We start from the raw sequence: 12,046 nt of genomic DNA, 5'->3' as shown, positions 1-12,046 counted from the left end.
CTATGCATGTTCAGTCTTGGCTGCTTAGCTCTTCTTTTCGCTGAGGCGGGCGCTGACCACCCTGAGACGACGCGAGAGCTTGCGCGCCAGCAGGGCGATCATGCTGGCAGCCAAGGCTGGATCTGCAGCCATCATCTCGTCGAGCGCCTGCGCACTCAGCACGGCAATCTCACATTCATTCAGCGAGGTGCAGACTGAAAAGCGCATGCCGCTGTCTAGCAGCGACATTTCACCCAGGATGTCACCCTGGCGCGTTTCGGTCAGGCGCAGGCGTTCGCCCCAGGGCTGCTCCCTATCCACCGCGATGGTGCCGGTCAGCAGCACGATCATGAAGTCGCCGTATTCGTCCTGGCGAATGATGTCGCGGTTCGCCGGCACGGTGGCAAATTCGAAGAAATGCTCCAGCCGGTGCGTGGCCATTTGCGCCATGTATCTGTCCTTGGCCCACAGCGCCTGCAGCAGCTTGCAGCCGCGTGAGGCTGACAGGCGCTTGGCGCCGACCTCGTTGGCGCGGGCCTCCCAGGGGATCAGCTTTGACGCGTCTATACCCTGTTCGGCAAAAGCGGTGGAAAAGAGCAGCGAATCGCTGCCGTCGCTGTCGCCGCGCGCCCGGGAGGACTGTTTGAGAAGTCCGAGTAAACCTTTCATGGGGCTGTTCTCCTAGTTGCAGGCGCTTCAGCCCGGAAAGTTGTCAGGAATTTTGGCCTTGCCGCGTGCTTCGGCAGCGGAGATCACATTGCGCTTGACCAGCTCGGTCAGGTTCTGGTCCAGCGTCTGCATGCCCACGCTGTTGCCGGTCTGGATGGACGAATACATCTGCGCCACCTTGGCTTCGCGGATCAGATTGCGGATGGCGCTAGTGCCCAGCATGATTTCATGCGCCGCCACCCGACCCTGGCCGTCCTTGGTCTTGCACAGGGTTTGCGAGATCACGGCTTGCAGCGATTCCGACAGCATGGAGCGGATCATTTCCTTTTCTTCGGCCGGGAACACGTCAATGATCCGGTCAATCGTTTTGGCGGCGCTAGAGGTGTGCAGCGTGCCAAACACCAGGTGGCCGGTTTCGGCGGCGGTCATGGCCAGGCGTATGGTTTCCAGGTCGCGCATTTCGCCCACCAAAATCGCATCGGGATCTTCCCGCAAGGCCGATTTCAGCGCCGCGCTAAAGCTCAGCGTATGCGGGCCGACCTCGCGCTGGTTGATCAGGCATTTTTTCGATTCATGGACAAACTCGATCGGGTCTTCCACCGTCAGGATGTGGCCGTACTCGTTTTCGTTCAGGTAGTTGACCATGGCCGCCAGCGTGGTGGACTTGCCCGAGCCGGTCGGGCCGGTCACCAGCACCATGCCGCGCGGTTTCAGCGCCAGCTCGCCGAAAATCTTGGGCGCGTTGAGCTGCTCCAGCGTCAGGATTTTGGAGGGAATGGTTCGCAGCACCGCGCCGGCGCCGCGATTGTGGTTGAAGGCGTTGACGCGAAAGCGCGCCAGACCGTCGATCTCGAAGGAGAAATCAACCTCGAGAAACTCTTCGTAGTTTTTGCGCTGGGTGTCGTTCATGATGTCGTACACCATGGCATGCACCTGTTTGTGGTCCAGCGGATCGATATTGATGCGCCGCACGTCGCCGTGGACCCGGATCATGGGCGGCAAGCCGGCCGACAAATGCAAGTCGGAGGCCTTGTTCTTGACGCTAAAGGCCAGCAGCTGCGTGATATCCATCCCGGGAATCCTTGTCTATTTGTTACGAATTAATCACATTTGATTCTGCGTTTACATTCTGATTATGACCACGATTGTGAGCAACCTCCAGCTTGTCCGTGACCGGATTACCACCGCCTGCATCGCCGCCGGACGCGACCCCTCCAGCGTACGTCTGCTGGCGGTGTCCAAGACCTTTGATGCCGGGGCGGTGGCTGAGGCCATGAGTGACGGCCAGCGCGCCTTCGGAGAAAACTACATTGCCGAAGGCGTGGAAAAAATCCAGGCCTTGCAGGCGGACCGCAGCTCCCTGGAATGGCACTGCATAGGCCCGGTGCAAAGCAACAAAACCCGCCTGGTGGCCGAGCATTTTGACTGGGTGCACTCGGTGGACAGATTGAAGATTGCCCAGCGCCTGAGCGAGCAGCGGCCGGCGCATCTGCCGCCGCTGCAGATCTGCCTGCAGGTCAATGTGGATGGCGGTGCCAACAAATCCGGCCTGGCGCCCGATGAGACGCTTGAGCTGGCGCGGCAAGTCGCCCAGTTGCCGCGCCTGACGCTGCGCGGCTTGATGGCCATTCCCGAGCCTGCTCCTGATTTTGTAGCTGCTTGCGCCCTGCACGCCAGGACAAAAGCCATTTTTGACCAGATCAATGCGGCCGGCGTGCTGCCAGTCCCCATGGACACCCTGTCGCTAGGCATGACGGCGGATCTGGAGGCGGCGATTCACGCCGGCAGCACCATGGTGCGGGTGGGTACGGCGATTTTTGGCGGTAGGTAGCAAGGCCTCCACGCGCCAGCCTCACACCCCCAGCGCCAGCCGGGTGGTGTTCTTCACCTCCTCCATCACCGCATAGGTACGGGTTTCGCGCACGCCGGGCAGCTGCCACAGCACCGTGCCGGCAAAGGCGCGGTAGGTCGCCATGTCGGCCATGCGGGTCTTGAGCAGATAGTCAAAGCCACCGGCCACCATGTGGCATTCCATGATTTCGGCGTGCACCTGCACCGCCGCCTTGAAGGCTTCAAACACATTGGGCGTGGTGCGGTCCAGCAGCACCTCGACAAACACCATCATGCCGGCGCCCAGCTTGCGCGGGTCCAACCGCGCCTCGTAGCCCAGGATGTAGCCGCCCTTGGTCAGCCGCTGCACGCGAGCCAGCACGGCGCTGCCCGAGCAGGTGGTCGACGCCGTGGTGCAAAGCGCCTTCCGCTCGGCCGGCCAGCGTTGCTCGGCGCTGCGCCTCTTGTGTGTACATGAGGGCATCGCCGATGGCGTGATTGAAATGATTCAAGGCGCGGCGCAGGAGCTGGTGGTCGGCGATCCGGCCGAGCTGGCCACCGACGTCGGCCCGGTGATAGACCGCGAGGCCTTTGACAATATCCAAAAACACCTACAGCGCCTGAGTTCTGCATCAAAACCGCAGCTAGCCCAGAAGAACCGGGCGCAGCCAGCTATTGATTTAATAGCGAATACGCTGGCGCCCGCGGCTTTCGAGGTGGCCAGCCTGGCTGAAGTCAAGGACGAAATCTTCGGCCCGGTGCTGCAAATCGTGCGCTGGGGCAGCGGCGCGCTCAAGACCCCAGAGGCGGTGATTGAGCAGGTCAACGCCCTGGGCTACGGCCTCACGCTGGGCCTGCAGACCCGCATAGACTCGCGCGCCCAGGCGCTGGGAGCCGCAGTCCATGTCGGCAACATCTATGTGAATCGCAACATGATTGGCGCGGTGGTGGGCGTGCAGCCTTTCGGCGGCGAAGGCCTCTCCGGCACCGGCCCGAAAGCTGGCGGCCCGCACTATTTGTACCGCTTTTGCGCCGAGCAGACGGTGACGGTCAACACCACGGCGGCGGGTGGCAACGTGGCATTGCTGGCGGGCTGAGCCAGCCTCCAGCTGCGAAACCCCAGGCCGCGCAGACCCCGCTCAGGCCTCTGTGGCGGCGCTGGCTGCTGCGGGTTCATTTGACGGGCAGGGCGATGATCCAAGGGAATTTTTATCCCGGCATCGACTCCCATACCGAATGGGCAAGCAGCGCCAGTGGGACGAGTGCCTACTTCTCTTTTGAACGAGGAGGCAGCCATGGCGAACGAGGCAAGGCTAAATCATTCGCACCGGGACATGGCGTCCGGTTCGTCAGCCCGCGCCGATGCCCGCCGACGCCGCATCATCCAGGCCACCGGCGCAGCCGGCCTCGGCCCCTTCATTCTGCCCAGGGCACATGCAGCGAATCGAACGCTGAAGTACCCGAGCTTCACCGTTGCGTTCCGCACCTGGCTGATGATGGGCTTCTTCAAGGCCGTGCCGCGCGACATCGAGGAAGCGGCGATGATGGACGGCCTGAGGCGCTTCGGCGCCTTCCTGCAAGTCGTGGTGCCGCTTGCCTCGGTGGGGATGCTGACCGTCGTCATTTCCACGCTCACGCTGGTGATGCAGGAATTCGTCTACGCGCTGACCTTCATCACCCGCTCGTCGCGATACACGGTCAGCGTCGGCGCGGTCAAATGATCGGCTCATCGGAATTGGAAAAGGAGACGTTCGATATGCAGCTCATTACCGTGAAAATCGACAAGCCGGAAGCGATCAACTTCATTCTGGGGCAGACCCACTTCATCAAGTCCGTTGAGGACCTCCACGAAGCGCTGGTGGCCGCTGTGCCGGGCATCAAGTTCGGCCTGGCTTTTTGCGAAGCCTCCGGCAAATGCCTGGTGCGATGGTCGGGCACCGATCCCGCCATGCTCGAGCTGGCCCGCAACAACGCCAAGGCCCTTGCCGCCGGCCATTGCTTCATCATTTTTCTTGGGGATGGTTTCTACCCACTGAATGTGTTGAATGCCGTCAAAATGGTGCCGGAGGTCTGCCGCATCTTCTGCGCGACCGCCAATCCGACCGAAGTGGTTCTCGTCGAGACGCAACAGGGACGCGGCATCCTGGGCGTGGTGGATGGCTTTTCTCCCCGAGGGGTCGAGGACGATGTTGAAATCAACTGGCGAAAGAATTTGCTGCGGCAGATCGGCTACAAGCTCTGACATCTCAGTCTTTGCCTGCAAGGCTTCTACCGCCCGGACTCCTGGAGCGTCGCAACAAAGGATTTGATCGGTTCGCGTTTCATGGGGCTGGCATCAACAGTTCTCAGGCGAGATGACGCAGTTCGCGCAGCGCCACCGATACCGGCGCCAGGTCCGAGCCTTGGGTGCTGATGCTGGCCAGCAGCCTGCGCAGGCGTTCAATGGCCTGTGCATTGCGGTCGTGCCAGCCCGCCAGAGCTTCGCCGCGCGACAACAGGCCCTGGGTGATCTGGCTGGCGATCGAATAGACGTCGTCGCGCGCGCTGCCGCGGGCCTGGGTTTGCCACAGCGTGTCCGTGGGCAGACGCTTGATTTCCGCGCGCCAAAGCATCAGGCCCAGCTCGCTGTCGACGGCAAAATAGGCGCGTGCCGCCTGCTCCAGCCCGGTATTGGCGCTTTGCGCCAGATCGACCAGGTCTAGCGCCGGGAAGATGAACTCCAGCGCCGTCAGGTTTTGCGCCAGCGCCGGCTCCACGCCGGCCTGCACGAGTGTTTGGGTGGCCTGCTCCCAGCTGGCGTGGTCGGATGCCGGCAACCAGTCCGCCAGATGCGCTCGCAACTCGCGCGCCGCAGGCTGGTAGCGCGTGATCAGGGTGGGCAGATCGGTGCTCTGGGTGCGAACGCGCAGCATCCAGCGCGAAGCTCGCTGGGCAATGGCGATCAATTGGGTCAGCAGGTCGAGTTGCAGGCTGGCTTCCACGCGGTAGTCCAGCGCGTCAATCTGGTCCCACAGGGTCTCGAGATCAAAGATTTCGCGCGCCAGCGTGAAGGCGCGAATCACGTCGGCCGCGGTCGCACTCGCCTCTGAGGCGATGAAATTGACGAAGGTGGCCCCGGTGCGGTTGAGCACCGTGTTGGTGATGAAGGTGGCGATGATCTCGCGCTTGAGCGGGTGGCTGGCGATGGCCGCGCCAAATTTTTCCGTCAGGACCTTGGGGAAGTAGGCCTTGAGCGCGCGGCTGTAATAGGGATCGTCCGGCAGGTTGCTGGCCACCAGCTCGTCGAACACCGACATCTTGGCGTAGGCCAGCACCACGGCGCCTTCGGGCGCCGTGAGCCCGGTCTTACGTGCCCTGCGCCTGGCAATCTCGTCATCCGTCGGCAAAAACTCGATGGCACGGTTCAGGCGGCCGGTGCGCTCCAGCCATTGCATCAGGCGCTGCTGCCCGTCCAGCACGTACAAGGGGCGATGGCTGGCGACGTCGAGCGCCTGGGTCTGGTAGTAGTTGTCGGTCAGCACCAGCAGGCCCACCTCGTCCGTCATCGAGGCCAGCAGGTCGTTGCGCTGCTTGAGCGTCAAATCTCCGGCCTCCACCACGCTGCCCAGCAGTATCTTGATGTTGACCTCGTGGTCGGAGCAGTCCACGCCGGCCGAGTTGTCGATCGCGTCGGTGTAGATCAGGCCGCCTTTTTGCGCGTATTCAATGCGGCCGTTCTGCGTGCAGCCCAGGTTGCCGCCCTCGGCCAGCACCTTGCAGCGCAGTTCGCCGCCGTTGACACGGTACGCGTCGCCGGCCTTGTCGCCCACCTGGGCGTGGCTCTCGAAAGCGGCCTTCACATAGGTGCCGATGCCGCCGTTGTAGAGCAGGTCTACCGGCGCCAGCAAGATGGCCCGCAGCAGCTCGACCGGGCTCAGCTCGGCGGCCTCGATGCCGAGCGCGGCGCGCGCCTCCGGGCTCAGGCTGATCGCCTTGGCCGAGCGCGGATAGACCCCGCCGCCGGCGGAAATCAGGTGCTTGTCGTAGTCGTCCCAGCTCGACCGGGGCAGGGCGAACAGGCGCTGGCGCTCGGCAAGGGAGCGCACCGTATCGGGCGCGGGGTCGATGAAGATGTGGCGGTGATCAAAGGCAGCCACCAGCCGGATGTGCTCGGACAGCAGCATGCCGTTGCCGAACACGTCACCCGACATGTCACCGATGCCCGCCACCGTGAACGGCGTGGTCTGGGTGTTGACCGACAGGGTGCGGAAGTGGCGCTTGACCGATTCCCAGGCGCCGCGCGCCGTGATGCCCATCTTCTTGTGGTCGTAGCCGACCGAGCCGCCCGAGGCGAAGGCGTCACCCAGCCAGAAGCCGTAATCGGCCGACACGCCGTTGGCAATGTCGGAGAAGGTGGCGGTTCCCTTGTCGGCCGCCACCACCAGGTAGGGGTCGTCCGGGTCATGCCTGACCACGTTGGCCGGCGGCACCACCGCGCCCTTGACCACGTTGTCGGTCAGGTCCAGCAGGCCCGAGAGGAACAGCTTGTAGCAGGCCACACCCTCGGCCAGATAGGCTTCGCGGTCGCTGGCGGGCGGAGCATTTTTGAGCACGAAGCCGCCCTTGGAGCCGACCGGCACGATGACGGTGTTCTTGACCTGCTGGGCTTTCACCAGGCCCAGCACTTCGGTGCGGAAGTCCTCGCGGCGGTCCGACCAGCGCAGGCCGCCGCGCGCGACCTTGCCGCCGCGCAGATGCACCCCCTCGACGCGCGGCGAATAGACCCAGATTTCAAACAGCGGCTTGGGCTCGGGCACGCCGGGGACTTCGCGCGGATTGAGCTTGAACGACAGGTAGGGCTTGCCTTCGCCGCCGGCGCTGTGTTGCCAGAAGCTGGTGCGCAGGGTGGCCGCAATGGTGAGGAAAAACTGGCGCAGGATGCGGTCTTCGTCCAGGCTGGCCACGGCGCCAAGATGCGCTTCGATCTGCTTTGTGAGCTGCTGCTGGGCCTCGTCCCGGTTGCCCGTCAGGGCCGGGTCGAAGCGGGCCTTGAACAGCCTGACGAGCTCCTCGGTGAGGCCCGCGTTGCTGTTCAGCGTGGCTTCGATATAGCTTTGGCTGAAGCCAAAACCCAGCTGCTTGAAGTAGCGGGTGTAGGCGCGCAGCACGGCAATGGCGCGTGCGTCGAGCGCGGTGCTCAGCACCAGCCGGTTCAGGTCGTCGCTTTCGACCTCGCCGCGCCAGGCCTGCGCAAACAGGGCCTCGAACCGTGGCTTGACGGTCGCCAGATCGGTGTTGGCCGGCAGTTGCAGGCCCAGGTCGTGAATCCACAGCGCATCGCTGCCGATCCGGTAGGGGTGCTCGTCCAGCACCCGGACGCCCATGCGCTCGAGCACCGGCAGCGAGTCCGACAGCGGAACCTTGGACGTGTTGTAGATCTTCAGGCGCAACAGGCTTTCGCCGGCATCGAGCGGACGGTACAGCTTGACGGCCAGCGGCGAGGCGGCGCTCAGGCCGGCCAGCATGTCGGCGTCTTCGGCGGCGACGGCCGCCGAAAAATCCTCACGGTAGGCCGTGGGAAAGGCGTTGGCAAAACGGTGGGCCAGCGCCAGGCCAGGGCCCTCGCCGTGCGCGCGCAGCAGCTCGCTGGTGCACTCGTCTTCCCAGCGCTGGGCCAGTCTGGCCAGCCGCGCTTCGAGCGCGCGCAGGTCAACGCTCACGGGGGCCTGCTCGCGGGCGCGCACCAGGTAGTGAATGCGCGCCAGCGGGCTGTCGGTCAGCATGGGTGTGAATTCGAGCGACTGGCCATCCAGGGCTGCCATCAACTCGGCGCCGATCTTCACGCGCAACTCGGTGTTATAGCGGTCGCGGGGCACGAAGACCTGGGTCGAGGTGAAGCGGCCAAACGGGTCGCGACGCAGGAACAGGCGGGTGCGCTGGCGCTCCTGCAGCCGCAGGATGCCTATGGCATGCTCGGCCAGCGTGGCGGTGTCGATCTGGAACAACTCGTCGCGCGGGTAGGCGTCCAGAATCGACTGCAGGGACTTGGCCGCGTGACTGTCCGGCACCACGCCCGCATTGGCGATCACGTCCGCCGCGCGGCGCCGCACCTGCGGAATATCCCCCACCGCGGCGGCATAGGCGGTCGAGGTATAGAGCCCCAGAAAGCGGGCCTCCCCAACGACGTTGCCGGCGTCGTCAAAGCGCTTGACGGCGATGTAGTCTAGCCAGGCCGGGCGGTGCACGGTGGCGCGCGTCATGGCCTTGGTGACCAGCACCAGCTCGTCGGACTCCAGCAGGGCTACGGCGTCGGGCGGCAGGCGTGACGCTGCCGTCTGCGGAGCGCCGCGCAGAATGCCCAGACCAGACTCCGGGAGCGCGATCAGGCTGACGGCGTCGCCATCGCGCCGGATGTCATAGTCGCGCGCGCCCAGAAAGGTGAAATGCCGGTCCTCCAGCCAGCGCAGGAACTCGCTGCCTTCCTGCTTGCTGGCGGGCGACAGCGGCGAGCGCGCCACCGCCAGCCTCAGGGCCTGGATGCGTTCGAGCATGGCCTGCCAGTCCTGCACCGCGGCACGGACATCGCCCAGTACCCGGTCCAGGTCATGGGCCAGCGCGTCACGCTCTGCCGCACCCAGAATGCGGTCGCATTCCACCATGATGAGCGATTCGATGGGGGTGCTTCCTCCGCCGGCGTTGGCCCCCGCCGCGCTGCCCACCGTGTCGGGACGACCCTGCGCATTGCGGGCCACGTGCAGCAAGGGGTGCACGATCCAGTGCGCCGTGCGGCCGCTGCGATTGATGGCCATGGTGACCGAGTCGACCAGAAATGGCATGTTGTCGTGCACGATCTGGACCGAGGTGTGGTCGCTGACAAAACCATCTTCCGCCAGCGTGGGGTTGAACACCCGGATCTTGGCGCTCTGGGCCGCGCGGGGCGTGTCGAGCAAACGCCAATGGGCGCTGGCAATGCCGAACAGCGTGGCCGGTCCGCGCGCGAGAATTTCGTCGGGGTCGGTGCTTTCAAAATAGGCCGACACAAACTCGGAGAGCCGTTTGGCACTGGGTCCGGCATGCTCGGTGGTATAGCTCAGCAACTCGGCAAGCGGCGTGGTGTTCATGGCGTCTCCAGTCCTTCTGGTAGTTACGGAAGATTCTAGGCCTGCCCTGGTCTGCAGGGGTAGCTTTTAAAGGCCTGCTTGGGCCGCTGCCGCCGTTGCCGGGTGGCCGTCAACACGCGGCCGCGGGAAGATACCGTATCTGGTGCATTCCAACCTTCCGCGCTAGTGGGCCTTGCCGCGCGTGATGGCGGCCGACACGTCGGGCGGCGTTTCGGCGTAGCGCTTGAACTCCATGGTGTAGGTGGCGCGGCCTTGTGTGAGCGAGCGCAAGGTGGTGGAGTAGCCGAACATCTCGGACAGCGGCACCTCGGCGCGCACCAGCTTGCCGCCGCCGCCGGCGATGTCTTCCATGCCCTGCACCATGCCGCGGCGCGAGGACAGGTCGCCCATCACATGGCCGGTGAAGTCTTCGGGCGTTTCCACCTCGACCGCCATCAGCGGCTCCAGCAGCACCGGTTTGGCGCGGCGCAGGCCCTCCTTGAAGGCCAGGGCGCCGGCCATGCGGAAGGCGTTTTCATTGGAGTCGACGTCGTGGTAGGAGCCGAACACCAGCGTGGCCTTGATGTCGACCACCGGATAGCCGGCCAGCACGCCGGCCTTGAGGCTTTCAACAATGCCTTTGTTGACGGCGGGAATGAATTCGCGCGGGATCACGCCGCCCTTGATGGCGTCGACAAACTCATAGCCCTTGCCGGCGTCCTGCGGCTCCAGATTCAGCACGGCGTGGCCGTACTGGCCGCGTCCGCCCGATTGCTTGATGAACTTGCCTTCGACGTCGTTCACCGCCTGGCGTATGGTTTCGCGGTAGGCCACCTGCGGCTTGCCGACATTGGCCTGCACGCCGAATTCGCGCTTCATGCGGTCGACCAGGATTTCCAGGTGCAGCTCGCCCATGCCGGAGATGATGGTCTGGCCCGATTCTTCGTCGGTGTGCACGTGAAACGAGGGGTCTTCCTGCGCCAGGCGATTGAGCGCCACGGCCATTTTTTCCTGGTCGGCCTGGGTCTTGGGCTCGACCGCTTGCGAGATCACCGGCTCGGGAAAGCGCATTTTTTCCAGGATGATGATCTTGGCCGGGTCGCACAGCGTGTCGCCGGTGGTCACATCCTTCAGGCCTACCGCTGCCGCGATGTCGCCGGCGCGCACCTCGGGCACCTCGTTGCGCACATTGGCGTGCATCTGCAGGATGCGGCCCAGGCGTTCGCGCCTGCCCTTGGTGGGGCTGTAGACCGTGTCGCCGGCCTTGACCACGCCCGAGTAGACGCGGAAAAAAACCAGTTGCCCGACATAGGGGTCGGTCATGATTTTGAAGGCCAGCGCCGCGAAGGGCTCCTCGTCGGCCGGATGGCGTTCGGCCTCGCGGTCGTCCTCGGTGTGGCCCAGTATGGCCGGCACATCCATGGGCGAAGGCAGATAGTCGATCACCGCGTCCAGCATGGCCTGCACGCCCTTGTTCTTGAAGGCGCTGCCGCACAACATGGGCACGATTTCGTTGGCCACGGTGCGCTGGCGCAGGCCGCGCTTGATCTCCTCTTCGCTGAGCGCTTCGCCGGCCAGGTATTTGTTCAGCAGCTCGTCGTTGGCTTCGGCCGCCGCTTCGACCATTTTGGCGCGCCATTCCTGGGCGCTTTGCAGCAGCTCGGCGGGCACCTCCATGTATTCGAAATGCAGGCCCTGGCTGGTGTCGTCCCAGACGATGGCCTTCATCTTCACCAGGTCAACCACGCCGTGGAAATGCTCCTCGGCGCCGACCGGAATCTGCACCGGCACGGCCACGCCCTTGAGGCGCTCGGCAATCTGGCGCTGCACGCGAAAAAAATCGGCGCCGACGCGGTCCATCTTGTTGACGAAGGCGATGCGCGGCACCTTGTATTTGTTGGCCTGGCGCCAGACGGTTTCGGACTGCGGCTGCACGCCGCCGACCGCGTCGTAAACCATCACCGCGCCGTCGAGCACGCGCATAGAGCGCTCCACTTCGATGGTGAAGTCGACGTGGCCGGGCGTATCGATGATGTTGATGCGGTGCTCGGGGTAGTTGCCGGCCATGCCTTTCCAAAAGCAGGTGGTGGCGGCCGAGGTGATGGTGATGCCGCGTTCCTGTTCCTGCTCCATCCAGTCCATGGTGGCCGTGCCTTCGTGAACCTCGCCCAGCTTGTAGTTCACCCCGGTGTAAAACAGCACGCGCTCGGTGGTGGTGGTCTTGCCGGCATCGATATGGGCACTGATGCCGATATTGCGGTAGCGCTCAATGGGCGTGTGGCGGGACATGGCGATCTCCTTCTTGGCATCACAGAGGCGTTGGTCAGCCCGCTTAGTGTGCGTCAAAGTGTCAGCTTTTGCTTGCCTTGTTTTGTTGCGTGAGCCGCAACCAGGGTCGCAGTGATGGCGCTTGAGGCGTGCTGCTGTGGTCTGTATTGCAAGGGGCTGCTGACAGATGTCGCCGCAAGGGGTGGAGTGTAAGAATTAAT

At 64.1% G+C, this 12,046-nt stretch carries 7 protein-coding genes and 2 pseudogenes; 4 read left to right on the top strand and 5 right to left on the bottom strand.

What is annotated here, in order from left to right; genetic code table 11:
• Positions 1–24: 24 nt before the first annotated feature.
• Positions 25–648 (bottom strand): Crp/Fnr family transcriptional regulator, encoded by a 624-nt coding sequence (locus BM160_RS09440; protein ID WP_092004012.1) that lies wholly within the window; start codon positions 646–648, stop codon positions 25–27.
• A gap of 27 nt (positions 649–675) precedes the next feature.
• Positions 676–1,719 carry a type IV pilus twitching motility protein PilT gene (locus tag BM160_RS09435; protein ID WP_092004009.1) on the bottom strand — a complete coding sequence of 348 codons (1,044 nt, stop codon included), beginning with the start codon at positions 1,717–1,719 and terminating at the stop codon, positions 676–678.
• 64 nt (positions 1,720–1,783) lie between these two features.
• On the opposite strand from BM160_RS09435, the gene BM160_RS09430 reads away from it, so the two are divergent.
• Complete coding sequence (locus BM160_RS09430) at positions 1,784–2,479, top strand: YggS family pyridoxal phosphate-dependent enzyme (RefSeq protein ID WP_092004005.1); 696 nt, start codon at positions 1,784–1,786, stop codon at positions 2,477–2,479.
• 21 nt (positions 2,480–2,500) lie between these two features.
• On the opposite strand, the pseudogene BM160_RS09425 reads toward BM160_RS09430, so the two are convergent.
• Positions 2,501–2,872 (bottom strand): annotated as a pseudogene (locus BM160_RS09425) (Lrp/AsnC ligand binding domain-containing protein); the annotation flags it as partial.
• On the opposite strand from BM160_RS09425, the pseudogene BM160_RS09420 reads away from it, so the two are divergent.
• From BM160_RS09420 to BM160_RS09410, 3 genes and pseudogenes are all read left to right on the top strand, one after another.
• Positions 2,856–3,575, top strand: a pseudogene (locus BM160_RS09420) (aldehyde dehydrogenase family protein); the annotation flags it as partial. The pseudogenes BM160_RS09425 and BM160_RS09420 overlap by 17 nt on opposite strands.
• A gap of 198 nt (positions 3,576–3,773) precedes the next feature.
• Entirely contained in the window at positions 3,774–4,199 is a 426-nt protein-coding gene (locus BM160_RS22925) for an ABC transporter permease subunit (protein ID WP_255368783.1), read from the top strand.
• 35 nt (positions 4,200–4,234) lie between these two features.
• Positions 4,235–4,720 (top strand): adenosine-specific kinase, encoded by a 486-nt coding sequence (locus BM160_RS09410; protein WP_092004002.1) that lies wholly within the window; start codon positions 4,235–4,237, stop codon positions 4,718–4,720.
• 103 nt (positions 4,721–4,823) lie between these two features.
• Here BM160_RS09410 and BM160_RS09405 read toward each other — a convergent pair whose 3' ends face one another.
• Both BM160_RS09405 and fusA read right to left on the bottom strand, forming a co-directional pair.
• The gene (locus BM160_RS09405; protein ID WP_092004000.1) at positions 4,824–9,578 is read right to left on the bottom strand and encodes an NAD-glutamate dehydrogenase; all 4,755 of its coding nucleotides are present in this window, start codon (positions 9,576–9,578) and stop codon (positions 4,824–4,826) included.
• Between the two features lie 162 nt (positions 9,579–9,740).
• Positions 9,741–11,846, bottom strand: a complete 2,106-nt coding sequence (fusA, locus tag BM160_RS09400; protein ID WP_092003997.1) for an elongation factor G — start codon at positions 11,844–11,846, stop codon at positions 9,741–9,743.
• Positions 11,847–12,046 lie beyond the last annotated feature (200 nt).

It is taken from the genome of Polaromonas sp. OV174 (genome assembly GCF_900112285.1).
Lineage (GTDB): Bacteria > Pseudomonadota > Gammaproteobacteria > Burkholderiales > Burkholderiaceae_C > Polaromonas.
This window is presented reverse-complemented; position numbering and strand designations above follow the sequence as displayed.